Origin of the sequence: uncultured Paracoccus sp., from assembly GCF_947496875.1 — a bacterium.
GTDB lineage: Bacteria > Pseudomonadota > Alphaproteobacteria > Rhodobacterales > Rhodobacteraceae > Paracoccus.
The window spans coordinates 76,498-101,945 of record NZ_CANMEH010000008.1; the positions used below are offsets into that span (position 1 = coordinate 76,498).

The following is a 25,448-nucleotide window of genomic DNA, read 5'->3' on the forward strand; positions in this document are numbered from 1 at the left end:
AGCGGAACCCCCGCGGGGAATGCGGCGGCTGACGCCGCGTTCCCGATTGCAGAACATATCAGGAACATATAGCGTCGCGGCATGGGAACCCTCAGCCTCGACCGCAAGCTCGCGATTCTGTCGGACGCCGCCAAATACGACGCCTCCTGCGCCTCCAGCGGGACCGAACGCCGCGACGCGCGAACGGGCGGGCTGGGCTCGACCGAAGGCTCGGGCATCTGCCACGCCTACACGCCCGACGGCCGCTGCATCAGCCTGCTGAAGATCCTGATGACGAATTTCTGCATCTTCGACTGCGCCTACTGCGTGAACCGCGTCAGCTCCAACGTCGAACGCGCCCGCTTCACCGTGGACGAGGTCGTGACGCTGACGCTGGAATTCTATCGCCGCAACTATATCGAGGGGCTGTTCCTGTCCTCCGGCATCATCCGCTCGCCCGACGCGACGATGGCCGACATGGTGCGCATCGCCAGGACGCTGCGCACCGACCACGGCTTCAAGGGCTACATCCACCTCAAGACCATCCCAGACGCCAGCCCGGAACTGCTGGACGAGGCCGGGCTCTACGCCGACCGGCTGTCGATCAACATCGAACTGCCGCAGGACGCGTCGATCCGCGAACTCGCCCCGGAAAAGCGCCCCGAGACGATCCGGGCGGCGATGGGCCGCGTCCATCTCACGCGCGAGGCCAGCCGCGACCGCAGCCACCGCGGCAAGCGGCCGGCAACATTCGCGCCCGCCGGCCAGTCGACCCAGATGATCGTGGGCGCCGATCAGGCGAACGACACCGCGATCCTGTCCACCGCCGCCCGCCTCTATACGGGCTACGGGCTCAAGCGCGTCTATTATTCGGCCTTTTCCCCGATCCCGGATGCCAGCCGCGCGCTGCCCCTCGTTCGTCCGCCCTTGATGCGGGAACACCGACTATACCAGGCCGATTGGCTGATGCGCTTCTACGGCTTCGACGTGGACGAGATCGCCGGCGCCGCCCCCTCGGGCAACCTGGATCTGGAGGTCGATCCCAAGCTGGCCTGGGCGCTGGCGCACCGCGACGACTTTCCCCTGGACGTCAATCGCGCGCCGCGGGAATTGCTGCTGCGCGTTCCGGGGTTCGGCACCAAAACGGTGAACCGCATCATGACGGCGCGGCGACACGGGGTGCTGCGCTATGACGATCTGCTGCGGATGGGCGCGGGCATGAAAAAGGCGCGGGCGTTCGTCAGCCTGCCGGGGTGGAGCCCGCGGGCGCTGACCGACAGCGCCGATCTGCGCGCCCGTTTCGCGCCCCCGGCGGAACAGCTGCAGCTGATCTGATGCAGGTCGTCGTCCTGCCGGACCACGGGTGGCGCGAGGCGTGGCGCGATGCAGCGCGCCGGCTGGCTGCCGCGGGGATCCCACCCGAGCAGGTGACCTGGACAACCGCGCCGGGCCTGTTTGCCGCGGCCCCCCTGCCCCCCGAACGCCCGCTATCCGCGCCGCGGGCCTTTGTCGACCTGGCGGACGCGGTGCTGTGCCACCGCGATCCGGAACGCTTCGCCCTGCTCTATCAACTGCTTTGCCGGCTTCGGCAGGACCGCCGCGTTCTGGACAACCCCGCCGATCCGCTGGTGGCACGGCTGCACGGGCTGGCCAAGGCGGTCCGCCGCGACAGCCACAAGATGCGCGCCTTCGTCCGGTTTCGCGAACTTCCGGCGGCTGGCGCCCGGCGGCGCTTTGCGGCGTGGTTCGAACCCGACCACCTGATCGTCGCGCGGAACGCCCCCTTCTTTGCCCGTCGGTTCGCCGACATGGACTGGACCATCCTGACCCCGGACGAGCGCGCCGACTTCATCGGGGGCGAGCTGAGCCTTGGCGCCGGCGTCCCGCGACCGGACCTGCCCGACGACGCGTCGGAGGCGCTGTGGGCCACCTATTTCACCAACATCTTCAACCCGGCCCGCGTCAAGCTGGGGGCGATGCGGTCCGAGATGCCGGTGAAGTACTGGAGGAACTTGCCGGAAACGCGCCAGATTCCCGCCATGCTGGCCGATTCCGAACGAAGAGTGGCGCAGATGCGTTCGGCTGCTGCAACCGTGGCGCCCGGCCGCGCCGCGCAGATCAGCGAAAGGTATCGTGCCGCCATGCCGAAGCCGCCCGAAAAGATCGACACGCTGGACGCTGCCGCGGCAGCCGCGCGGACCTGCACGCGCTGCGACCTTTACTGCCACGCCACCCAGACCGTCTGGGGCGAAGGCGCGCCGGATGCCCGGCTGATGATCGTGGGGGAACAGCCCGGCGATCAGGAGGATCTGCAGGGCCGCCCCTTTGTCGGGCCGGCCGGGGACGTCCTGGCCGAGGCGATGGGCAAGGCCGGCCTTGATCGCGACGCGGTGTGGCTGACGAACGCCGTCAAGCACTTCAAGTTCAAGCCGCAGATGACGGCGCGCGGCGGCAAGCGGCGCCTGCACCAGAACCCAGACCGGCAGGAAATCGACATCTGCAAGTGGTGGCTGGACCTGGAACAGCGCTTCATCCAGCCAAAGCTGACACTGGGCCTGGGGGGCACGGCTGCCTATGCCCTGACCGGCCGCAAGGAAGGGATTACCCGTCGGCGCGGCAAGGTCGAGGACACCGCGGCCGGGCCGGTCCTGCTCAGCTGGCACCCCTCGTACATCCTGCGCGTGCCCGACCGGGCCGCGGCGGACCGGGCACGCGCGCAGCTTGTCGAGGACCTGACGCTCGCGGCAGAGCTTGTCGCCTGACCGGCCGGCGGATATGGGCGGGCCGTCACAAAACCATCAGGCTGTCGTCATATCTTCATTCGACAGCGCCCCCGTCTGACGCTAAGGCCCGGCAGACGCGCAAAGACGAAGGAGTCTGACATGCGGATCGCGGTTCTTGGCGGCGACGGCTTCGTGGGCTGGCCCACCTCCCTGCATCTGTCCAGTCTGGGCCACGAGGTCCATATCGTCGACAACCTGTCGCGCCGCTGGATCGACACCGAGCTCGGCGTGCAGTCGCTGACGCCGATGGATAGCATCCAGGAACGCTGCCGGATCTGGAAACAGGAAACCGGCGAGACGATCCACTTTCATCTGCTGAACCTGGCCCGCGAATATGAGCGGCTGAAGCAGTGGCTGGCCGACACCCGCCCTGACGCGGTGATCCATTTCGCCGAACAGCGCGCGGCGCCCTATTCGATGAAGACCGACCGCCACAAGGTCTACACCGTCGACAACAACGTCAACGCCACCCACAATCTGCTGGCGGCGCTGGTCGAAACCGGCATCGACGCGCATCTCGTCCATCTGGGAACGATGGGTGTCTATGGCTATTCCAGCGTCGGCGCGCCGATCCCCGAGGGGTATCTGGACGTCGAGATCGACACCCCGTCCGGCAAGAAGGGGATGGAGATCCTGTACCCGACCCGGCCCGGCTCGGTCTATCACATGACCAAGAGTCTCGATCAGATCCTGTTCCAGTTCTATGCGCAGAATGACGGGCTGCGGATCACCGACCTGCATCAGGGCATCGTCTGGGGCACCCACACCGACCAGACCCGCCGGCATGAACAGCTGATCAACCGCTTTGATTATGACGGCGACTATGGCACGGTGCTGAACCGCTTCCTGATCCAGGCGGCGATCGGCTATCCCTTGACCGTTCACGGCACCGGCGGCCAGACCCGCGCCTTCATCCACCTGCAGGACTGCGTCCGCTGCATCGAGTTGGCCCTGTCCGACGCGCCCGCGACGGGTGAGCGGGTGCGGATCTTCAACCAGATGACCGAAACGCACCGGGTCCGCGACCTGGCCCATCTGGTCGCCCGGATGACCGGGGCAGAGGTCAAGTTCCTGCCCAACCCCCGGAAAGAGGCCGACGAGAACGACCTGATCGTCAAGAACGACCAGTTCCTGTCGCTGGGCCTGAACCCGACCACCCTGCAGGAAGGCCTGCTGGCCGAGGTTGTGGACGTCGCCCGGAAATACGCGCATCGGATCGACCGCTCGCGCGTGCCGGCGGTCAGCGCCTGGACCAGGGACATCGCCAAGCGCGTCGATCACGACCCCGAGGGCAAGAAGCTCAAGGCGGTCTGACCTTGCTGCCCGACGGCCTTGCTGCGGACCGGCCCGCCCGGTCGGACCGTGCCTATGTCACGCTGGTGACCAATGCCGATTACGCGCGGGGGGCGCGGGCGCTGGTCCGCTCGATCGTGCTGTCAGGCACGTCCGCGGACATCTGCGTGCTGCACACCGACGTGGCGGACCGCGATCTGATCCCCCTGCGCGCCCTGGGGGCACGATGCGTGCGCTGTGACCTGCTGCCCACGACGGCCGCGTTCAACGCCAGCCATGCCCGTGACGCGCTGCACGGCAGGGCCGCCTTCACCAAGGGCGAAAAGCCGCCCTTTCACACGCCGCTGGACAATTTCGCCAAGCTGCGGCTGTGGCAGCTGGACTACGCCCGCGTCGTGTTCATCGATGCCGATGCGCTGGTCCTGCAGAACGTGGACAAGCTGTTCGACTATCCGCAATTCTGCGCCGCCCCGAATGTCTACGAGAGCCTGGCCGACTTTCACCGCATGAACTCGGGGGTGTTCACGGCTCGTCCGGACCGGGCGACCTTCGCGGACATGCTGGCGCAGCTGGACGTGCCGGGGGCGTTCTGGCGCCGCACCGACCAGACGTTCCTGCAACACTACTTCCCCGACTGGCACGGGCTGCCGGTGTTCATGAACATGCTGCAGTATGTCTGGTTCGCCATGCCCGAGCTGTGGCGCTGGCAGGACATCCGCATCCTGCATTTCCAGTACGAGAAGCCGTGGCAGGATCACGCCAAGGCTGACCGTCTGCGGCCGTTGATCGAGTTGTGGCAGGCCCATGCCGGCGACGGCCGGGTGCCGGACAGCCGGACCCTGCAAGATCCGGCGTGACCGCCGATTCGACAGTCGCCGTCACCGGTGCGACGGGTCTGGTCGGCCGGTTCATCGTCGCGGGATTGCAGGCGGCGGGGCATCGCATCGATCCGTTGCCCGGCTGGCGGCTGGGCGATCCGGCACCGCTGGACGGGTGCGACGCGCTGATCCACGCGGCCTTCGCGCATCTGCCCGGACGCTATCGCGGCGGCGAAGGGGACGATCCGGCAGGATTCATTTCAGCAAACCTGGATGGTACGCTGCGGCTGTTCCGGGATGCCCGGCGCACCGGTGTTCGGCAAGTCGTCTTCCTGTCCTCGCGGGCAGTTTATGACGGGCTGCCACCGGGAACGTTCCTGCCGGACGGCACGCCGCCCCGGCCCCACAGCCTGTATGGGCAGGTGAAGCTGCAGGCGGAAACGGCGCTGGCCAGCATGGCGGGGCCGGACTTTGCCACGACCAGCCTGCGCGCCACCGGGATCTACGGTCCGGGACCCGGACACAAATGGACCGCCCTGTTCGCCGACTTTCTGGCGGGCCGACCGATCCTTTCGCGGGTCGGCACCGAACTCCACGGCGACGATCTGGCGGCCGCGATCCTGCTGATCCTGAGAGAGGGCGTGCAGGGCCTCCTCAACGCCTCGGACCTCGTGCTGGACCGACATGACCTGCTGGCCGAAGTTGCGCAGCTGACTGGCTGCCCTCACAGGCTCCCGGACCGCGCCGACCGGGCGGGGCTGTCGGTGATGGGCTGCGGGCGGCTCGAGAAGCTCGGCTGGCGGCCCGGTGGGATGGACCGTCTGCGCGCGGACCTGCCGCGGATGCTGCGGGATTTCGGATTCCTGCAGACATAACGGCCCACATAAAAGGCGAGGCGACTGGCGACTTCATCAACATCAAGTTGCTGAACGCGTTTCGATATGCCTAGCTGAATCTTGCGAAACCTAACAAGGGCGCGATCGTCGGGGTGCTGCGGGATGAACGAGACCGGTATCGAGACCAAGACCCGGAACAACGGATCTCGCCAGGGGTCCGACAGGCTTGCTGCAACCCGTTACGCGGTCTTCGCCGCCCCTGATGGCGCGTTCGGCGAGGCGGGGGCGCAGTGGCTGGGGTGGGACCTGCACGGTGGACGAAAGATCGACCAGCCGGATCCCCCGGGTCTGCCGCGTCCGCTGGCCCAGTTGACCCAGCGTCCCCGGCGCTACGGGTTCCACGCCACGATCAGGCCGCCCATGCATCTGGTCGCCGGCGCGACCTGTGCCGAGCTGCTGTCGGCACTGCAGGCCCTCTGCACCCGCGCCGCACCGATCGAGCTGCCGCCCCTCACGCTCAGCGCGGCAGAGTCGTTCATCGCCTTTCGCACGAGCCGACAATCCGCCGCCCTGAACGCTTTGGCCGCCACGGTCGTGAAAGACCTCGACAGGCTGCGCCGGCCGCTCAGCCAGCGAGAGATCACGCGGCGCAACCCGGGCGCTCTCAGCATTCCCCAGCAACTGATGCTGGCGCGTTACGGCACGCCCTATGTCCTGGATGAGTTCCGGTTCCACCTGACCCTGACCGACCAGCTTGCCCCCGAGGAATTCCCGCCGGTCGGCATGGCCGCCGCGGAGCATTTCGCCGGCAGGCTGTCGAACCCCTGGCTGATCGAGGAGCTGTGTCTGGTCGAAGAAGATGCGGACGGGTTCTTTCAGGTCCGCGGGCGCTGCCGGCTCGGCCAGCAGCACTGACCCGGACGGCAGCAGGGCCCTCGGGTCCTAGCCGCGCAGCGCCTGGGCAATTTCCTCGCCCGTCGCGCTGGTCAGCGTCTTCGGCAGTTCCTTGACCAGCTTCTGCTCCAGCATCTTGTGGTAGTGCTTGCGCATGTTGCCCAAGGTGGACGGGTCGGCAATGATCGCCAGCTCGTCGACCTTGTTCTGCAGCACCATCTGGTTCAGCCGTTCGGCCAGCTGCTTGGCAAAGGTTGCCTCATCCTCGTCCCGGGGGGTCGTTTCCTCGGGCTGCTTGCCCTGGCTTTCGTCCTGCAGGTTGGTCGGGCTCATCCGGCCCTGTTCCTGCAGCTCGATCCCGTGCTTGGCGACGTTGCGGAACAGCACGGCCTGGTGGCCGTCTGCGACCACGACCAGCGCGTTGAGAGACAACATGTTCGATCCTTTCGCGTGACTTCGCGGGCCAACGCGGCGTGCCTGACCCGGTTCCGTGGGGCGGGTCAGCTCAGGCTGGCGCAGAAACCCGCGATGCGTCGTACGGCCTCACCCAGCAGTTCGTCCCCGGTCGCGTAGCTGATCCGGAAATGCGGCGAGAGCCCAAAGGCCGCACCAAAGACCACCGCGACCCCGGTGGCGTCCAGAAGGGCGGTGGCGAAATCCTCGTCCGTGGCGATCACGGCGCCCTGCGGGGTCCGCCGCCCGATCAGGCCTGCGATCGAGGGATAGACATAGAACGCGCCCTGCGGCGTGGGGCAGTCGATGCCCTCACAGCCGTTCAACCCCGCCACGACCAGATCCCGCCGGCGCTGGAACGCCGCCCGGCTGTCACGAATATGGTCCTGCGGTCCGGTCAGTGCGGCCAAGGCCGCGTACTGGCTGATCGAACAGGGGTTCGATGTCGATTGCGACTGGATCGTGCCCATCGCCCGGATCAGCTGCACCGGCCCGGCCCCGTATCCGATCCGCCAGCCGGTCATCGCATAGGCCTTGCTGACCCCGTTCAGGGTCAGGGTGCGCTCCTTCAGCCCCGGTTCGATCTGGGCCGGGGTGACAAAGCGAAAATCGTCGAAGACGATGTGTTCATAGATGTCGTCGGCCAGCACCCAGACATGCGGGTGGCGCATCAGCACGTCGGTCAGCGGCCGCAGCTCGGCCTCGCCATAGGCCGCCCCGCTCGGGTTCGACGGAGAGTTCAGGATCACCCATTTGGTGCGCGGGGTGATCGCCGCCTCCAGCTGGTCGGCCGTCATCCGGAACCCGGCTTCGGCGCGGGTCTCGACGACGATCGGGGTTCCGCCGCCCAGCCGCACGATGTCGGGATAGCTGACCCAGTAGGGCGCCGACATTACCACCTCGTCCGCGGGGTTCAGCGTGGCAATCAACGCGTTGAACAGCACCTGCTTTCCGCCCGTGCCCACCGTCACCTGCGACGGGTCGTAGTCCAGCCCGTTCTCGCGCGCGAACTTGTCGCGGACCGCCTGCTTCAGGGCGGGAATCCCGTCCGCGGCGGTGTATCGCGTGTGGCCGGCGTCAATCGCAGCCTTGGCTGCCTCGCGGACATGGGCCGGGGTGTCGAAATCCGGCTCGCCTGCCGACAGGCTGATGATGTCGCGCCCCTCGGCCGCCAGTTCGCGGGCGCGGTTGGTCATGGCGATGGTGGCCGAGGGTTTGACGCGGCCGAGCGTCTCGGACAGAAAGCCCATTGATGCTGCCTTTCAGGTGCTTTCTGGGGTCATAGGCGGACCGCCATCAGCCGACAAGCATGATGGCGTGCAGGCCATTTTGTGCGGGGCGCGAACACGGATGGACGATCGTGAGATACGGCTGAAGCGGGCGCGCCTGCGGAGCTGGCGCCGGGGCATCAAGGAGATGGACCTGATCCTTGGGCCGTTCGCCGATGAGGCGCTGAGCGCCCAATCCGACGCGACCCTGGACGTGTACGAGCGGCTGCTGGACGAGAATGACCATGATCTCTACCAGTGGGTCACGGCGCGAACGCGCCCGGCGCAGGCCGGATCAGGGGTGCAAGCGGCCGCCGGGCCGGCGCATCTGCACCCTCTGCTGGACCTGATCGCCGGGCACGCCGCCAACCGGATGAAAAAAAGCCGAGACCTTTAACGGAATATTGGTCATTTCCCATCATCGTGTCAGGGCAACAGATTGGACCCTGCCATGAACCGGTTTGCCCTGATCCCGCGCGACACCCCCTCGGGCGCGCCCGCCGTCGAATCCGTCGCGGACTGCTATCTGGACACGCTGCAGATCCTGGACCGGCTGCACCGTCTGATGCTGGACCTGATCAAGGACGAGTTCGAGCGGCTGGGCCGATCCGACCTGACCCCCGTTCAGGCGCTGCTGCTCTACAACCTGGGATCGGCCGAGGTTTCCGCGGGCGAACTGCGGTCCCGCGGCATGTATCAGGGGTCGAACGTCAGCTACAATCTGAAGAAGCTGGTGCAGATGGGCTATGTCCACCACCAGCGCAGCGAACAGGACCGCCGGTCCGTCCGGGTGCGCCTGACCGACGAGGGCTGCGCCGTGCGTGACATTGTCGGCGCGCTGTTCACCCGCCACGCCCACGGGCTGGAGGCGTCGGGCGTGCTGGACGACCCCCCGCTCGACCAGGTCAACCGGCAGTTCCGACGCATCGAACGATTCTGGTCCGAACAGATCCGCTACATCTACTGACGATGAAGCACCCGGCTGTGACCTCTGTCCGCCAGAGGGGCGTCAGGTGGTCACGTCCGGCCGGTCGCGCCCGGTATGCTCCCGGATCTGCGCCACCGCTTCGGCGGCCGCGATGACGGGGCCCAGTGCCTGATCCGGATCCTGCGCGTGGTCGGCATGGGGACCGGCATGGCGTTCCAGATAGACCCGCAAGGTCGCGCCCTCGGTGCCCGTACCCGACAGGCGGAACACGACCCGGCTGTCATCGGTGAACAGAACCCGGATGCCCTGGCGCTGTGACACCGAGCCGTCGACCGGATCGACATAGGAAAAATCATCGGCCTGCGCGACGGTCAGCTCGCCGAATTTCTGGCCCGGCAGAAACTCCAGCATCCCGCGCAACCGGTCGATCAGGGCGTTCGCCCGCTCGGTCGGGACTGCCTCGTAATCGTGGCGGCTGTAAAAATCCCGCCCGAACCGCGCCCAGTGGTCGGTCATGATCGCGTCGACCGGCTGATCGCGTGCCGCCAGGATGTTCAGCCACAGCAGCACCGCCCACAGCCCGTCCTTTTCCCGAACATGGTCCGAACCGGTGCCGGCGCTTTCCTCGCCACACAGGGTTACGCGGCCGGCGTCCAGCAGGTTGCCGAAGAACTTCCAGCCGGTCGGCGTCTCGTAGGCCTCGATCCCCAGCGCCGCGGCGACCCGGTCGGCCGCACGGCTGGTCGGCATCGACCGGGCGACGCCGGCCAGCCCCCTCGCATAGCCCGGCGCGTGGGTGGCATTGGCCGCCAGCACCGCCAGGCTGTCGGACGGGGTGACATAGATCCCCCGACCCAGGATCATGTTGCGGTCGCCGTCCCCGTCCGAGGCCGCGGCGAAATCCGGCGCGTTCGGCCCCATCATCAGATCGACGAGGTCGCTGGCCCATACCGGGTTGGGATCGGGATGGCCGCCGCCGAAATCCGGCAGTGGCGTCGCGTTGACGACGGTGCCCGGGGCTGCGCCAAGACGGTTTTCCAGGAGCTCGCGGGCGTAGGGGCCCGTCACCGCGTGCATGGCATCGAACCGCATCGCGAACCCGCGCGCGAACATGGACCGGATCGCGGCAAAGTCGAACAGTTGTGCCATCAGGTCGGCATAGTCCGCCACCGGGTCCACGACCTCGACCACCGTGTCGCCCAACCGGACCTCGCCGAGCCGCGACAGGTCGACATCCTGGGCATCCATGATCCGGTATTCGCGGATCGTCCGGGTGCGTTCGAAGATGGCGTCGGTCACCGTCTCCGACGCAGGACCGCCATTCGGGCCGTTGAACTTCATCCCGAAATCCTCGTCCTCGCCACCCGGGTTGTGGCTGGCCGACAGGATGATGCCGCCATCGGCGCCGCGGCGCCGGATCAGGTTCGATGCCGCCGGCGTGGACAGCAGGGCGCCCTGTCCCACGATCATCCGCGCGGCCCCGTTCGCGGCCGCCATCCGCAGGATCACCTGCGCCGCCCGATCGTTGAAGTACCGCCCGTCGCCCCCCAGCACGAGCGTCTTGCCGGCCACACCCCCGATCGCGTCAAAGATCGACTGCGTGAACGCCTCGACATAGCGCGGCTGCATGAAGACCCGCGTCTTCTTGCGCAGGCCCGAGGTTCCGGGCTTCTGCCCGTCGAACGGCTCGGTCGGGACGGTGTGGATACGGTCGGTCATCGGCAACTCCTGCAGCACGCTCACGGAACGGCCAACCCGCAGCCGGGTTCCGGCCGCTGCGCGTCGACCGCGGATCGGCGCGCCGGACCCGGGCAGCACCCGCATCGCCGCGGAAAGTCGTTAGGCCTGGCGCGGCGGCGCCGCTTGCCGGGGTTTGCCCCAGTCCTTACGGTCGATGCAAAGAATAAACGGGCGAGGCATGCACATGATCGGAAATGCGGGCATCGGGCTGCAGGGACGGCGCGGCACCAACGATCGGCGCACCTCGGCTGCCGTCGCCGCCAGCCAGCTGCCCCAGCCGATCCGCTTTGACGTCTGGGCCGGCCGCTCGCTCTACGAGGCCGGGGTGGAACTGGCCAAGATCGATTTCCCCCCCCTGACCGACGCCCCCACCCGCCTGGTCAGCCGGCTCAAAGAAAACCAGGCCGCGATCCAGCGCAACTACCTGGTCACCGTCGCGGCGGCCGAGGCCGGCGAGGACGTGACCCCGGCGGCCGAATGGCTGATCGACAACCACCACATGGTCGAGGAGAACCTGCGGCAGCTGCGCGACGGCTTCAACCGGAACTTCCTGCACCGGCTGCCGCTGGAACCGCTGGCCCAGGGCGGACGCATCCCGCGCAGCATGGTGATTGCGTGGTACTACGTGGCGCTGACCAACTCGGAGATCTCGCCCGGGTCTCTGACCGATTTCCTGCGCGGCTACCAATCCCGCGTCCCTCTGGAAATCGCCGAACTGTGGGCGGTTCCGACCTTTCTGCGCTTTGTCCTGGTCGAGAACCTGCGCCGTCTGTCGGACCGGGTCAGCGTGGCGCGGGACCGCCGCGTGTCCGCCAACACATTGGCCGATGAACTGGCCCGGCTGGACAACCCGGACGAGATAAGGGGCGCCCTGAAACGGGATGCGGTGCTGCTGGCCGACGACACGGTCGCGGCGCAGCTGCTGTATCGCCTGCGCGACGCGGGCGCGAACGGCCAGGTGGCGTTGCAGGCGATCGATCGACTGCTGGCGAAGCCCGGCGCCGCCGAACGGGCGGTCGAGGCGGAGTACGCCCGCCAGTCGGGGGGCAACGTCACCGTCGGGAACATCATGCGCAGCCTGCGCCGGATGGGCGACATCGACTGGATGGTCTGGTTCGAGGGCGTCAGCCTGATCGACCGGATGCTGGCGGCGGATTGCGAGTTTCCGCAGCTGGATCAGGCTACCCGCACCGACTACCGCAACGCCATCGAACGCATCGCCCGCCGCTCGGACATGACCGAGCTGCAGGTGGCGGACCGGGCGCTGCAGGTCGCGCGTCAACGCACCGACGGCATCGAATGCACGGCCGAGATCGGCCATCTTCTGGTCGGGGACGAGCGTCGCAGCTTTGCGGCCAGCTGCGGCTATCGCCCGACCATTTCCGAAAGGCTGGGGCATGCGATCGGAACCAGCGGGGTCGCGGGGCTGATCGTCGTCCTGCTGGCGATCACCGCGCTGCTGGTCTGGCTGCTGTTCCGAATCTTGCCCGAGGATCGGATGGGTCTCTGGACCCAACTCGGGCTGGTGGCGGCGGCGGCGCTGGTCGCATCCGAGACGGCGATGCGCCTGGTCGCCTTTGCCACGTCGCGGCTGGTGCCCCCGCAGCGGCTGCCGGCCTTCGATTTCCGCGCCGGCGTCCCGGAAGAGGCAAGGACGCTGGTGGTCATCCCCGGCATGCTGGCCAGCATCGATGCGGTCGACGAACTCGCCGACATGCTCGAGTCGCATTACCTCGCCAACCCCCAGGGCGCCGTCAGCTTCGCCCTGCTGACCGACTGGCGCGATGCCCCGGCAGAACAGATGCCGGACGACGAACGGCTGCTGAACCATGCCCGGGACCGCATCGACGCCCTGGCCGAGCAATATGCCCATGGCGGGGTTCGGCGCTTCTTCCTGCTGCACCGGCGGCGCCACTGGAACCCGGCCGAGGGCGTCTGGATGGGGTGGGAACGCAAGCGTGGCAAGCTGGCAGAACTGAACGCCCTGCTGCGCGGGGCGCCGACCACCAGTTTCGTACCCGCCGGGCCGACCCCGTCCGAGGGCATCCGCTATGTCCTGACGCTGGACAGCGATACCCGCCTGCCCCGCGACGCGGTGTCGTCCCTGGCCGGCAAGATGGCGCATCCCGTTAACCGCCCGGTCCATCGCGAAGACGGGATCGTGGTGCGGGGCCACGGCATCATGCAGCCCCGCGTCACCCCGTCCCTGACCACCGGGCCCGAAGCCTCGGTGTTCCAGCGGGTGTTTTCCGTCAACCGCGGGCTGGACCCCTATGTCTTCACGGTATCGGACATCTACCAGGACCTGTTCGGCGCCGGCAGCTTCACCGGCAAGGGCATCTACGACATCGATGCATTCGAACGCGCGACGCACGGCCGGATGCCCGAGAACGCGGTACTCAGCCACGACCTGCTCGAGGGCAGCCTGGCCCGGGCCGCACTGGTCACCGACATCGAGGTGGTCGAGGATTTCCCGCTGCGCTACGCGACCGAGTCGAGCCGGCAGCATCGCTGGATACGTGGCGACTGGCAGCTGCTGTCCTTCATCCTGACCCCCGGCAACGGGCTGGACGGGCTGGCCCGGCTGAAGATGATCGACAACCTGCGGCGCAGCCTGCTGGCGCCCGCCTTCGTCGCGGCGTCCGTCACGGGATGGCTGGTCCTGCCCGCGGCGTGGCCGCTGATCTGGCAGGCGTCGCTGATCCTGCTGCTGGCTCTGGTGGCGATCCTGCAGGTCGATCTGAAGATCCTGACCGGCCAGCACGGCATCTCGATCAGCTATCACCTGCGCCACATGCTGCGCGACCTGCTGAACTACCTGACCGAGCTGGGCCTGAACCTTACCACCATCGCGCACCGCGCGGCGCGATCCGTGGATGCCATTTCGCGGACGCTGTGGCGGCTGCTGGTCAGCCGCCGCCACTTGCTGGAATGGACCCCCGCCAGTCAGGTCGGGCGCGGCCCGGCGACCCTCGCCAACGCGTATCGCGACATGGCGGGGTCGGTGGTCATCGGTGGGGCCGGCGTGGTGGCGGCGGCGATGTTCAACCCCGTCGCGCTGCCGCCGGCGCTGGCCCTCGGCGGGCTGTGGATCGCGGCCCCGTGGATCATGCACCGCGCGTCGCGGCCGCTGGTGACCGAGGATCGCCTGACCCTCAGCCCCGAGGACGAGGCCGAGCTGCGGCGGGTCGCCCGCCTGACCTGGCGCTACTTCGAGGAATTCGTTGGCCCCGACACCAACCACCTGCCACCCGACAATTTCCAGGAAACACCGGCCCCGAAACTGGCCGAGCGCACCTCGCCGACGAATATCGGATTGTACCTGATGTCGGTGATGTCGGCCCACGACCTGGGCTGGATCGGCATCCAGACGGCCCTGACGCGGATCGACGCGACCCTGAGCACGATGGAGCGGATGCCGCGGTTTCGCGGGCATTTCTTCAACTGGTACGACACGCGCGACCTGACCGTCCTGCCCCAGCCCTATGTCTCGTCGGTCGACAGCGGCAACCTTGCGGGACTGCTGATCGCGCTCGCATCCGGCTTGCGAAGCTGGGGACGCGAGGCGGCCGCGGTCCGCCAGCCACGCGCCCACGGCATCGCCGACACCCTGGGGGTGCTACGCGCCCGCTTGGCGGCACTGCCGGAATCCCGCCGCGCCCTGCGCGACCTGCGGCAGACGCTCGACACGGCCGTCGCGGGGTTTGCCGCGACGCTGGCCCAGATCGACACCAGCCCCGGCACCGCGTCCGTCGTGCAGATCCAGCTGCGCACCCTTGCCGCAGAAATCGAGCGGCTCGTCGCGGATCTGGAAGGCAGCCTGCCCGCCGGCGAAGGCGACGAGATCGTCTACTGGGCCCATGCGCTGGTTCGGCACTGCAACGACGTGCTGCAGCCCCTGCCCGAGGGGCGCGACGCCCTGCATGCCTTTACCCTGCGGGCCGACGTGATGGCGGAACGGGCGCGGATGCTGGCGTTCCAGATGGACTTCACCATGCTGGTCGATCCGGAAAAGATGCTGCTGTCGGTCGGATACCGCCCCGATGCCGAGCAGCTGGACGAATCCTGCTATGACCTGCTGGCGTCCGAGGCGCGGCTGACGTCGTTCCTCGCCGTGGCCAAGGGCGACCTGCGCCAGGAACACTGGCGGCGGCTGGGGCGGCCGTTTGCGGACATCGGCAATGACGGCGCGCTGCTGTCATGGTCCGGCTGCATGTTCGAATACCTGATGCCGCCCCTGCTGCTGAAGGAACGCCAGGGCGGGATCCTGAACCACTCGAACCAGATGGCGGTGGACGTCCAGATCGCCTGGGGCCGGGCGCGCGGCCTGCCGTGGGGCGTGTCCGAAAGCGCGTTCAACGCGCGCGACCGCGACATGAACTACCAGTACTACGCGTTCGGCGTGCCGGCGCTGGCGCTGAAGCGGGCCGGCAACGATCTTGTCGTTGCGCCCTATGCCTCGATCCTTGGCGCCCAGCTGCGTCCGCAGGCCGCGATCCGCAACCTGGCCGCACTGCGCCGGATCGGCGCCGAGGGGCGGTACGGATTCTACGACGCGGTCGATTTCACGCGGACGCGCCTGCGCGATGGCAGGCGCTATGCCGTGGTCCGCAACGTCATGGCCCATCACCACGGCATGTCGATCCTCGCGGTCGCCAACGCGGTTCTGGACGGCGTGCATCGCGACCGCTTCCATGCCGATCCGGTCGTCCGCGCGTCCGAACTGATGCTGCAGGAAAAATCCCCGCGCGACATCGTCCCGGTCACCCGCGCGCCGTCGCGGTCGCATGTGGGGTTGGGCAGCGGCGTTCCCTCCGGCGACACGCTGACCGTGGTCACCGACCCGGAGCGCGCCGACCGCGAGGTGGCGCTAATGTCGGCAGGCCGGTTCGCGACGCTGGTCTCGTCGACCGGTGCAGGCCGTTCGATGGTCGGCGACATCGCGGTGAACCGCTGGTCCCCCGACCCCGCGATCGACGACGGCGGCATCTTCCTGCTGATGCGGGACGCCCAGACCAACGAATGGTGGTCGGCAACCGCTGCGCCCAGGACCGGTCCCAACGAACGGAACTGGGCCGTCTTCTCGGATCACAAGGCCGAGTTCTTCAAGACCGCGAACGCCATCGAGAGCAAGCTCGAGGTCATCGCCGCGTCCGAGGCCAGTGCCGATGGCCGCCGGCTGACGCTGCGCAACCGATCGGGCGCGGACCGCACGATCGAGATCACCTCCTACGGCGAGATCGTGCTTGACGCACCAGCCGCCGACCGCGCGCATCCCGCGTTTTCCAAGATGTTCGTGGAAACCGAGATCCGCGACGGCGGGGCCCTGATCGTGGCGCAGCGCCAGCCCCGCGACCCGGAGGGCAAGACCCGCTATTTCGCGCATCTGATCGCCGGACCGGACAGCGCCGGCACCCCCGCCACCGAGGCGGAAACCGACCGGCGGGCGTTCATCGGGCGGGGCCGCAGCCTGGCCAACCCGGCGGCCTTCGATCCGGGGGCCGAACTGACCGGGGGTCAGGGGCACACCATGGATCCGTGCTTCGCGATCCGGCGACGGGTGCGGGTGCCGGCAGGCAAGTCGGTGTCGCTGGTCTTCTGGACCCTCGTCGCCGACACGGCGGAAGATCGTGACCGGCTGGCGTCGCACTACGTCAGATCTGCCGTGTTCGAGAACGAATTGCGCCTGTCCTGGACCTATTCCCAGGTGCAACTGCGCCACCTTGGCGTCACCCTGCAGGATGCGCGTCTGTTCCGCCGCTTTGCCGCGCTGCTGATCTGGCCCGACCTGCGCCTGGCGCTGGACAACGGGGCTGCGCAACGCCTCGGACCCCAGTCGGCCCTGTGGCCGATGGGGATCTCGGGCGACGATCCGATCATCCTGATCCGCATCGACGGGACCGACGACCTGCCGATTGTGCGGCAGGTGCTACGGATGCATCAGTTCCTGCGCGCCCGCGGGGTCTCCCACGATGTCGTGCTGCTGAACGAACGCGCCAGCAGCTACATCCAGGACCTGCAGCACGCGCTGCAGTCGATGATCGACGCGGCCGAACCCCAGATGGACGCCACGCACCGGCTGCACGCGGTCCGCCGTGACCTGATCTCGGACGAGTCCTTCGACACGCTGCTGGCCGCGGCCCGGGTGGTGCTGCACACCCGCAACGGGCGGCTGGCCGAACAGATCGAGCGGCTGGAACAGCCGGATACGGGGGAGCCGCCGGCCGAGATCGCCGCGGATGCGGTCGCCGCGCCGGGCAAGCTGCTGATGGGACCGAAGCCTGCGCTCGCGTCGCAGTCGCGACTGGATCACTGGAACGGCTATGGTGGTTTCGCGCCGGACGGCCGCGAATACGTGGTGCGGACGACACTTGGCCGCCCGACCCCGCACCCCTGGATCAACGTGATCGCCCGGGACGATTTCGGGTTCCATGTCTCGGCCGAGGGCGCCGCCTACAGCTGGGCCGTGAACTCGCGCGATTTCCAGATCACGCCCTGGTCCAACGATCCGGTGGTCAACCGCCCCGGCGACGGGCTGTGGATCGTCGATACCGAGACGGGCCGGGTCGCGACCCCGTTCCTGCGTTTGGCTCGCGACGATCGGGCGGTGTTCGAAACCGCGCACGGGCTGGGCTATTCGCGGTTCTCGGCCGATCACGGCTGGGTCACCGTCGAAGCCGTGATGACGCTCGCCGCCGACCAGCCGGCGCGCCTTACCCGGCTGAAGGTGCACAACCGGACCCAGCGGCGGCTGCAGCTCGCCGGTGCGGCGTTCCTGGAGCTGGTTCTGGGACAGGACAGGACCCGCACGGCGCCGATGATCCGGGCCAGATTCGACGGCGATGCGAATGCCGTGATCGCGCGCAATCCGTTCTCACCGGACTATGCCGACCGGGCGGTGGCGCTGTCCTGCGACCGGCCGCTCGACGCCTACGGCGCCTCGCGCCTCGCCTTCCTGGGCCGGGGCGGCTCGATGACCCGTCCGGCGGCTCTGGACGAATGGCCCGGGCACCGCAATGGCGCGGAACTGGCCACCGACGGGGATCCCGCTGCCGCGATCCGCTGGCGCATGGACGTCGAACCGGACGAGACCGTCGAAACCACGATCATCCTTGCCGAGTCCCCGCCCGAAAGGCTCCGCGAGGTTCTGGCCGCGGTCCGGACCGACGATGCGGCCGACGTTGCGCTGTCGGCGAGCCGGGCCCAATGGTCCGAGCTGCTGGACAGCCTGCAGGTCGAGACCCCCGATCCCAAGCTGGATCTGCTGGTCAATGCCTGGCTGCCCTATCAGGCGCTCGGTTGCCGGATCCGCGCGCGGACGGGCTTCTACCAGGCGTCCGGCGCGTTCGGGTTCCGCGATCAGCTGCAGGACACGGCGGCGCTGCTGCTGCAGAACCCGACGCTGTGCCGTCAGCAACTGCTGAATGCCGCGTCCCGCCAGTTCGTCGAGGGGGACGTGCAGCACTGGTGGCTGCCGCGCAGTGGCGCGGGCGTGCGGACCATGATCTCGGACGACGTGGTCTGGCTGGGCCACGTTGCGGCCCAGTATGTCAAGGCGACGGGGGACACCGGGCTGCTGGACGAACCGGTCGAATTCATCGCCGGCCCGCAGCTCGCGCCCGGTCAGCACGACCAGTTCATGACCCCGCAGCCCTCGGGCGAGATCGCGCCCTTCTACGAACATTGTGCGCGGGCGCTGGACCTCGCGATGGCGCGCACCGGGGAACGCGGCCTGCCGCTGATCCTGGGCGGCGACTGGAACGACGGGATGAACCGGGTGGGCGAACAGGGGCGCGGCGAGAGCATCTGGATGGGCTGGTTCATCTGCGCCACGATCGATCAGTTCGCGCCGCTGGCGCGGGCCCGCGGCGACATCGCGCGCGCCGAAGCGTGGGAGGCGCATCGCGCCGCGGTGGCCGCGGCCCTGGACGAATCCGGCTGGGACGGCACCTGGTACCGGCGCGGCTATTTCGACGATGGCACCCCGCTCGGATCATCCGAAAGCGAGGAATGCCGGATCGATTCGATCGCGCAGAGCTGGGCCTTGCTGTCCGGTGCGGGCCGGCCCGACCGCGCGCGGATGGCCGTCGATGCGGCACTGGACCAGTTGTTCGACCGGGACGCAGGGCTGATGCGCCTGTTCACCCCGCCTTTCGCGCGCTCGGCCGTGCAGCCCGGCTACATCAAAGCCTATCCCCCGGGCGTCCGCGAGAATGGCGGCCAGTACACCCATGCCGCCGCGTGGATGGTGTATGCCCTGGGGCGCAGTGGCGACGGAACCCGCGCGCATCGGCTGTTCGACGCTATCAACCCGATCTCGCACTCCGCCGACCAGCGGTCTGCCGATACCTACCGCGTGGAACCTTATGTGGCGGCGGCCGACATCTATGCGGGTCGTGACAAGACCGGCCGCGGCGGCTGGACTTGGTACACCGGCTCGGCCGGGTGGCTGTACCGGGCTGCGGTCGAGGGCATCTTGGGCATTGAGCGCCGCCCCGGTGGCTTTGTCGTAAATCCGGCGTTGCCGCCGGACTGGCCCGGTTATCGCGCCACGATCCGGCTGGACGGTCGCACAACGCAGATCCAAGTCGACCGCGGTGCGGGGGACGTGCTGACGATTGAGGTCGATGGGGCGGAGGTGGCTGCCGGTGAACTGGTGCGTCTGGGTCCCGTTCGCGAGCAGCTACCCACCGTAGCCATGCCGCACACCGAGCCATCGGACATGCCCGTCAACGGACCGGCGTAGCACCGGCAGCAAACGGAACTTCCAGAGCCGGAGGCAGTCACCTCGCAAGGAACGCCGCCCGTGCTGTGCGTAGGGGACACCGTAGCGGTCGGACCGGATGGACAGAAGGTTCGCGCCGGATGTGAGGACCGGCGGACCGGGCTGGAGCCCTGCCCGGCATCGCAGGCGACAGTCAGACACCCCGCATTTCGGCCGCGATCAGGGTGGCGGCCTTTTCGGCGATCATGATCGCCGGGGCATTGGTGTTGCCCGAGGTGATGGTGGGCATGATCGAGGCATCGACCACGCGCAAGCCGTCGAGGCCGCGGACCTTCAGGGCGGGATCGACCACCGACGCGGGATCGGCGCCCATCCGGGCGGTGCCGACCGGATGGAAGATGGTGGAGCCGATGCGCCCCGCCGCCTCGGCCAGCGCCTCGTCCGTGTCGGGGCCGGGCCCGGGCTTGAACTCTTCCGGTCGATAGCGTGCCAGCGGCTCCTGCGCCATGATCCTGCGGGTCAGCCGGATGGCGCGCGCCGCCGTCAGCCGGTCGCCGGGATCGGACAGGTAGTTCGGCGCGATCTCGGGCGCCTGCATCGGGTCGGGCGAGGTGATCCGGACCGACCCCCTGCTTTGCGGGCGCAGATGGCAGACGCTGGCGGTAATCGCCGGGAAATCATGCAGCGGCTGGCCGAACGCCTCGAGGCTGAGCGGTTGCACGTGCCATTCCAGATCCGGGGTCTCCACATCCGGCGAGGACCGGGCAAAGGCGCCCAGCTGGCTGGGGGCCATGCTCATCGGCCCGGTGCGGCGCAGCACGTATTCGGCGCCGATCAGGCCGCGCCCCCACCATCGCCGGGCCAGCTGGTTCAGCGTCCGGCCGCCGGACACCTTCCAGGCGCAGCGGATCTGAAGATGATCCTGCAGGTTCTCGCCGACCGGCGCATCGCGCAGGACGGGGATCCCCATGTCCTGCAGCAGGGCGCCGGGCCCGATGCCGGACAGCTGCAGGATCTGCGGCGTGCCGATCGACCCGGCCGACAGGACGACCTGCCCGCCGCGCACGACCTCGCTCCGACCGTCCGAGAACAGTTCCAGCCCGACCGCGCGCTTGCCCTCGAACACCACGCGGCGCACATGCCTGTCGGTCAGCACGGTCAGGTTCGGCCGCTTGCGCGCGGGTCTCAGGAACGCCCGGGCGGCGGACACCCGGAAGCCGTTCTTCTGGCTGACCTTGAAATAGCCCACGCCTTCGTTGTTGCCGGTGTTGAAATCGTCCACGCAGGGGATGCCCACGGCCTCGGCCGCCCGCGCCCAGTCGTCCAGGATGTCCCAGCGCAGACGCTGTCGCTCGATCCGCCACGGACCCCCCGCGCCGTGATGTTCGGACGGGCCGTCGAAGTAATCCTCCGACTTCTTGAACAGCGGCTCCACGTCGTCCCAGCCCCAGCCGGTGCACCCCATCTGCCGCCACCCGTCATAGTCCGCAGCCTGGCCACGGACATACAGCATCCCGTTGATCGCGCTGCTGCCGCCCAGCACCCGTCCGCGGGGATACAGCAACTGGCGGCCGCCAAGGTTCGGCTCGGCCACGGTCTTGTACATCCAGTCGGTGCGGGGATTGCCGATGCAGTAGAGATAGCCGATCGGCACGTGGATCCAAGGATAGCTGTCGCGGCCCCCGGCCTCGACCAGCAGCACGCGGCATCGCGGATCCTCGGACAGGCGCGCGGCCAGCGTGCATCCGGCGCTTCCCGCCCCCGCGATGACCACGTCGAACTGCTGTCCCGCAACATCCGCCATCTACGCCCCCGCCCCTGTCGCCTGCCCGATGCTAGCGATGCCCCTTGGGGGCACAAGACCCACAGCGGCCGTCCCGCCACACGATCTGCGGCGCAGCGCTGCACAGGGTTGCGTGGCGCCCCGCGCCCTTTATCTTTGCGCAATGCTGCATGAGGGCCAGTACGACCTGTCGACCGGCGCGGGGCTGATCGCCTGCCCGCGCTGCGACGCGCTGCATGTCGAGGAAGAACTGGCGCTCGGGGAAACCGCGCGCTGCGTGCGCTGCAACACGGTTCTCGCCCGTCCGCGGGAAGGGGCGTTCACCCAGATCGTCGCGCTGTCCTTCACCTCGGTCGTGCTGATGGTCGCCGCCGTGTTCTTTCCGTTTCTGGAAATCTCGCGCATGGGGATCGGCAATGCGACCTCGCTTTTCGGCGTGGCGCTGGCCTTTTCAGAGGGCTGGCTGATGCCGCTGACGGCGGCAGTGTTCGCGTTCATCGTCGGGCTGCCGGTGCTTCGTGCGCTGCTGCTGATCTACACGCTGCTGCCGATGGCCGCCGGCCGGCGGCCCGCGACCCACGCCGGTGCGGCCTTTCGCGCGTCCGAGTTGCTGCGCCCCTGGTCGATGGCCGAGATCTTTGTGATCGGAACGTCCGTCGCGCTGGTCAAGGTGGCGGGGCTTGCCACGATCAGCATCGGTCCGGCGTTCTGGGCCTTCTGCGCGCTGATCCTCGTCGGCGCGGCCAGCAACGTCTTCACATGCTCGACCACGATCTGGGACGCGCTCGAGGATCAGGGCGCCCGCACGGACGGCCGTGAGGTGGTGCCCGAAGCCGCCTTCGCCCAGAAGGGTGCCGAAGAGATCCGCGGATGAACGGGCAACCCGCCGCCGGGCATCCCCGGCCTGGCCAGCAGGATGACGGACCGGTGCTGACGGCGCATCGGGCGGGGCTGATCGGCTGTCATGCCTGTGGCCGGGTGTGGCCGCAGGACGAAACCACCTGCCGGCGCTGCGGCGCGACGCTGCACCCGCCGGACCGGCGCGGGCTGCAGGCGGTCTGGGCGTGGCTGGCGGCCGGCATTGTCTTCTACATCCCGGCCAACCTCCTGCCGATGTTGCGCACCGAAACCTTCGCCGGGCTGCAGGGATCAGGCGAGGCGACCATCGTCGGCGGCGTCATCGAGCTGATCCGCTATGGCAACTGGGGCGTCGCCGCGATTGTGTTCGCTGCATCGGTTATCGTGCCGCTGGCCAAGTTCCTCGCGATCTCCTGGCTCGCCGTCGTGGCTGGCCGGCCCGCCACCATCGAGGCCGCCCACACCCGGCTGAAGGTGTTCGAGGTGGTCGAGTTCATCGGCCGCTGGTCGATGATCGACGTGTTCGTGGTCGCGATCCTGTCGGCGCTGGTGCAGCTGGGTTTCGTGGCTTCAATCCATCCGGGACCTGCGGCGGTGTCGTTTGCCCTCTCGGTTGCATTCACGATGCTTTCCGCGCAAAGCTTCGATCCGCGGCTGATCTGGCGCGGTTTGCCGCTGCGAAGCCGCAGGGACACGACCACCGGATGACCGACACGCCCCCTTCGCAGCCGTCTTCCGAGGGGGCCGCGCCCCTGCGGCCGGCAAGCCCCGTCCGGCGCACCGCGGCGCGGGCGGCGCGGGCCGGGGTGTCGCTGATCTGGCTGGTGCCGGTCATCGCCCTGCTGGTCACCCTGGGGCTGGCGTGGAACGCCTATTCGGGTCGGGGCACGCTGATCTCGGTCGCATTTACCGACGCGGCCGGCATCACCCCCGGCGAGACGCAGCTGCGGTTCCGCGAAATCGCGGTTGGTCAGGTTGAGGCGGTGCGGTTCACCGGCGATCTGCGGAGCGTGCTGGTGGACATCCGGGTGGCCGAGGACGTGGCGCAGTTCATCGATGACGCTGCGGAGTTCTGGATCGTCCGGCCCCAGGTCTCCACCCAGGGGATTTCCCGCTTGGACACCGTCCTGACCGGGGCCTTCATCGAGGGGTCTTGGGACGACGAACCCGGTCCGACGGGCGAAGAGATCCATGTCGGCCTGGACAAGCCGCCGCTGACCCGCAGCAACGAACAGGGCACCTGGGTGACGCTTGCCAGCGACAGCGCAAAGGGACTGAGCGAAGGGGCGCCGGTCTTCTTCCGCGGTCTGACGGTGGGGCGCATGCAGAACCTGCGCCTGTCCGAGCGTGACGAGACCGTGCTCGCCGACGTGTTCGTGTCCAGCCCCCATGACCAGCGGCTGACCACGGCCACGGTATTCTGGGACATTTCCGGCTTCAGCGTCGGCCTGGGTCCGCAGGGTGTGGAGTTGAACGTCACTGCGGTCACCTCGCTCCTGCAGGGCGGGGTCGAGTTCGCGACGCTGATTTCCGGCGGTCAGCCGATCCGCTCGGGCCACGTCTATCAGCTGCAACCCGATCAGGAGGCCGCGCAGAACAGCCTGTTCTCGGGCGCGCCGCAGAGCGAATTGCGGCTCAGCCTGCTGCTGCCCGAGGCGATCAAGGGTCTGACCGAAGGCGCGCCGGTGCAGTTTCAGGGGCTGAACGTCGGACGGGTCACGAACCTGGCGGTGCGGCTGGTCCCGGCCGGGGCGGGCCAGTCGCGCCAGGTCCTGCAGGACATCACGATCGCCATTTCTCCGCAGCGGCTGGGGCTGCGGGACGAGGCGACAGCCGCCGATGCGCTCAGCTTTCTGGCGGGCCGGGTCGCCGAAGGATTGCGGGCGCGTGTCGCGGGTGCAGGCCTGCTGGGAACATCGCTGATGATCGAACTGGTCGAGGTTCCCGAGGCGCCGGCCGCCCAGATCGTGACCGATGCCGAACCGCATCCGATCATGCCGGTGGCGCCGGCTGACATGTCGGACATCTCGACGTCTGCCCAGGGGCTGCTGAACCGGCTCGGCAACCTGGAACTGGAGGAGTTGCTGACCTCCGCGACGGACATGATGGACAGCGTCACCGCGCTGGCACGATCGCAGGACACGCGCGCGATCCCCGAGGCGTTGCGCCGCACGATCGACGAGGCGCGCGTCACGATGACCGACCTGCGCAGCACCGCAGAGGAACTGCGACAGTCCGGGGCGGTCGGCAACATCGCCGCCGCGGCCGAGGCGGCCAGCGCGCTCGCCGGCAAGCTGAACACCGCAGCCGACCAGATCCCGTCCATCGTCGACTCGCTCGACACCGCGACCGCATCCGCGGCCCAGGTCGATTTCGCGGCGCTTGCCGCCGACGCGCAGGCGGCGCTGACCGACCTGCGTGGCGTCATCGGGACCGAGGCCGCGAAAGCGCTGCCGGGGCGCCTTGCGGCAGCCGTCGACAGCCTGGGGTCGGCGTCAGCCGACATCGGCGCGCTGGCTGGTGAGTTGAGGCAGGGCGGCGCCTCGGCCAAGCTGACCCAGGCGCTGGACGAAGCCTCGGCCGCATTCCAGGCGGTCGAGGAGGCTGCCGTGGACGTGCCCGAGATGGTGGACCGGGTCGATGAAGCAGCGGTGTCGATCGACGAATTCGACTTTGCCGGCGTCAGTGCCGAAACCAAAGGCCTGGTCGCGGACCTGCGCGCCATGCTGGGCACCGAGGATGCGGAACAGCTGCCGCGCAACCTGTCCGACACGCTGGAAGCGGCATCCGGTCTGCTGAACGACCTGCGCGACGGAAACGCCGCCGGCAGCCTGAACGCGGCGCTCGATTCCGCTCGTCGCGCGATGGACCAGATCGCCAGCGCGGCGAACACGTTGCCCGCGCTCTCGCAGCGGTTCCAGCAACTTGCCGCGCGCGGCGAGGGCGTGATCGCGGCCTATGGCGACCGCGGCGCGTTCCAGACGGAACTGATCAACACGCTGCGCAGCCTGCGCCGCGCGGCGGAATCGTTCGGCAGCCTGTCGGCGACGATCGAACGCAACCCCCGCGCCTTTATCCTGGGACGTTGAC

16 protein-coding genes are annotated in these 25,448 nt (G+C 68.5%); 12 read left to right on the plus strand and 4 right to left on the minus strand.

The features are described from left to right. Positions 1 to 81: 81 nt before the first annotated feature. The 6 genes from Q0938_RS11385 (at position 82) to Q0938_RS11410 (ending at position 6,624) form a co-directional block, all read left to right on the plus strand. The gene (locus Q0938_RS11385) at positions 82 to 1,314 is read left to right on the plus strand and encodes a putative DNA modification/repair radical SAM protein (RefSeq protein WP_299362278.1); all 1,233 of its coding nucleotides are present in this window, start codon (positions 82 to 84) and stop codon (positions 1,312 to 1,314) included. Beyond that, the gene (locus Q0938_RS11390; RefSeq protein ID WP_299362280.1) at positions 1,314 to 2,741 is read left to right on the plus strand and encodes a UdgX family uracil-DNA binding protein; all 1,428 of its coding nucleotides are present in this window, start codon (positions 1,314 to 1,316) and stop codon (positions 2,739 to 2,741) included. The genes Q0938_RS11385 and Q0938_RS11390 overlap by 1 nt, the downstream gene beginning before the upstream one ends. A gap of 120 nt (positions 2,742 to 2,861) precedes the next feature. Then, positions 2,862 to 4,076, plus strand: coding sequence for an NAD-dependent epimerase/dehydratase family protein (locus tag Q0938_RS11395; RefSeq protein WP_299362283.1), 1,215 nt, complete (start codon positions 2,862 to 2,864; stop codon positions 4,074 to 4,076). A 5-nt stretch (positions 4,077 to 4,081) separates the two neighbouring features. Continuing rightward, entirely contained in the window at positions 4,082 to 4,912 is an 831-nt protein-coding gene (locus tag Q0938_RS11400; protein WP_299362498.1) for a glycosyltransferase, read from the plus strand. Then, entirely contained in the window at positions 4,909 to 5,748 is an 840-nt protein-coding gene (locus Q0938_RS11405; protein ID WP_299362286.1) for an NAD(P)-dependent oxidoreductase, read from the plus strand. The genes Q0938_RS11400 and Q0938_RS11405 overlap by 4 nt, the downstream gene beginning before the upstream one ends. 123 nt (positions 5,749 to 5,871) lie before the next feature. Next, positions 5,872 to 6,624: a DUF1045 domain-containing protein gene (locus Q0938_RS11410; protein WP_299362289.1), complete on the plus strand. Its 753-nt coding sequence runs from the start codon at positions 5,872 to 5,874 to the stop codon at positions 6,622 to 6,624. Positions 6,625 to 6,651: 27 nt separating this feature from the next. Here the strand turns inward: Q0938_RS11410 and Q0938_RS11415 are convergent, their stop codons facing one another. Both Q0938_RS11415 and Q0938_RS11420 read right to left on the minus strand, forming a co-directional pair. Beyond that, positions 6,652 to 7,038: a host attachment family protein gene (locus Q0938_RS11415; RefSeq protein WP_299362291.1), complete on the minus strand. Its 387-nt coding sequence runs from the start codon at positions 7,036 to 7,038 to the stop codon at positions 6,652 to 6,654. 65 nt (positions 7,039 to 7,103) lie between these two features. Beyond that, positions 7,104 to 8,306 carry a pyridoxal phosphate-dependent aminotransferase gene (locus Q0938_RS11420; RefSeq protein ID WP_299362293.1) on the minus strand — a complete coding sequence of 401 codons (1,203 nt, stop codon included), beginning with the start codon at positions 8,304 to 8,306 and terminating at the stop codon, positions 7,104 to 7,106. Positions 8,307 to 8,406: 100 nt separating this feature from the next. Here Q0938_RS11420 and Q0938_RS11425 point away from each other — a divergent pair, with 100 nt between their 5' ends. Continuing rightward, positions 8,407 to 8,721: a succinate dehydrogenase assembly factor 2 gene (locus tag Q0938_RS11425; RefSeq protein WP_299362295.1), complete on the plus strand. Its 315-nt coding sequence runs from the start codon at positions 8,407 to 8,409 to the stop codon at positions 8,719 to 8,721. 54 nt (positions 8,722 to 8,775) lie between these two features. Then, positions 8,776 to 9,291 (plus strand): winged helix DNA-binding protein, encoded by a 516-nt coding sequence (locus tag Q0938_RS11430; protein ID WP_299362298.1) that lies wholly within the window; start codon positions 8,776 to 8,778, stop codon positions 9,289 to 9,291. A 42-nt stretch (positions 9,292 to 9,333) separates the two neighbouring features. On the opposite strand, the gene Q0938_RS11435 is transcribed toward Q0938_RS11430, so the two are convergent. Next, positions 9,334 to 10,971 carry an alpha-D-glucose phosphate-specific phosphoglucomutase gene (locus Q0938_RS11435; RefSeq protein ID WP_299362301.1) on the minus strand — a complete coding sequence of 546 codons (1,638 nt, stop codon included), beginning with the start codon at positions 10,969 to 10,971 and terminating at the stop codon, positions 9,334 to 9,336. 199 nt (positions 10,972 to 11,170) lie between these two features. Here Q0938_RS11435 and Q0938_RS11440 point away from each other — a divergent pair, with 199 nt between their 5' ends. Continuing rightward, entirely contained in the window at positions 11,171 to 19,738 is an 8,568-nt protein-coding gene (locus tag Q0938_RS11440) for a glucoamylase family protein (protein WP_299362304.1), read from the plus strand. A 172-nt stretch (positions 19,739 to 19,910) separates the two neighbouring features. Here the strand turns inward: Q0938_RS11440 and Q0938_RS11445 are convergent, their stop codons facing one another. Next, entirely contained in the window at positions 19,911 to 21,521 is a 1,611-nt protein-coding gene (locus Q0938_RS11445) for a GMC family oxidoreductase N-terminal domain-containing protein (RefSeq protein ID WP_299362307.1), read from the minus strand. 112 nt (positions 21,522 to 21,633) lie between these two features. Between Q0938_RS11445 and Q0938_RS11450 the strand changes: the two genes are divergently transcribed. Genes Q0938_RS11450 through Q0938_RS11460 form a run of 3 tightly spaced genes read left to right on the plus strand, consistent with a single transcriptional unit; the run spans position 21,634 to position 25,447 of the window. After that, on the plus strand, positions 21,634 to 22,374 hold the full coding sequence (locus Q0938_RS11450) for a paraquat-inducible protein A (RefSeq protein ID WP_299362309.1): 741 nt from the start codon (positions 21,634 to 21,636) through the stop codon (positions 22,372 to 22,374). After that, entirely contained in the window at positions 22,371 to 23,066 is a 696-nt protein-coding gene (locus Q0938_RS11455; protein WP_299362311.1) for a paraquat-inducible protein A, read from the plus strand. Before Q0938_RS11450 ends, Q0938_RS11455 begins: the two co-directional genes overlap by 4 nt. Further along, the gene (locus tag Q0938_RS11460; protein WP_299362314.1) at positions 23,063 to 25,447 is read left to right on the plus strand and encodes an MlaD family protein; all 2,385 of its coding nucleotides are present in this window, start codon (positions 23,063 to 23,065) and stop codon (positions 25,445 to 25,447) included. The genes Q0938_RS11455 and Q0938_RS11460 overlap by 4 nt, the downstream gene beginning before the upstream one ends. Position 25,448 lies beyond the last annotated feature (1 nt).

Coding starts and splice junctions, on each gene's coding strand:
- Q0938_RS11385 (WP_299362278.1), top strand. CDS start 82: ATGGGAACCCTCAGCCTCGACCGCAAGCTCGCGATTCTGTCGGACGCC.
- Q0938_RS11390 (WP_299362280.1), top strand. CDS start 1,314: ATGCAGGTCGTCGTCCTGCCGGACCACGGGTGGCGCGAGGCGTGGCGC.
- Q0938_RS11395 (WP_299362283.1), top strand. CDS start 2,862: ATGCGGATCGCGGTTCTTGGCGGCGACGGCTTCGTGGGCTGGCCCACC.
- Q0938_RS11410 (WP_299362289.1), top strand. CDS start 5,872: ATGAACGAGACCGGTATCGAGACCAAGACCCGGAACAACGGATCTCGC.
- Q0938_RS11415 (WP_299362291.1), bottom strand. CDS start 7,038: ATGTTGTCTCTCAACGCGCTGGTCGTGGTCGCAGACGGCCACCAGGCC.
- Q0938_RS11420 (WP_299362293.1), bottom strand. CDS start 8,306: ATGGGCTTTCTGTCCGAGACGCTCGGCCGCGTCAAACCCTCGGCCACC.
- Q0938_RS11425 (WP_299362295.1), top strand. CDS start 8,407: ATGGACGATCGTGAGATACGGCTGAAGCGGGCGCGCCTGCGGAGCTGG.
- Q0938_RS11430 (WP_299362298.1), top strand. CDS start 8,776: ATGAACCGGTTTGCCCTGATCCCGCGCGACACCCCCTCGGGCGCGCCC.
- Q0938_RS11435 (WP_299362301.1), bottom strand. CDS start 10,971: ATGACCGACCGTATCCACACCGTCCCGACCGAGCCGTTCGACGGGCAG.
- Q0938_RS11440 (WP_299362304.1), top strand. CDS start 11,171: ATGCACATGATCGGAAATGCGGGCATCGGGCTGCAGGGACGGCGCGGC.
- Q0938_RS11445 (WP_299362307.1), bottom strand. CDS start 21,521: ATGGCGGATGTTGCGGGACAGCAGTTCGACGTGGTCATCGCGGGGGCG.
- Q0938_RS11455 (WP_299362311.1), top strand. CDS start 22,371: ATGAACGGGCAACCCGCCGCCGGGCATCCCCGGCCTGGCCAGCAGGAT.
- Q0938_RS11460 (WP_299362314.1), top strand. CDS start 23,063: ATGACCGACACGCCCCCTTCGCAGCCGTCTTCCGAGGGGGCCGCGCCC.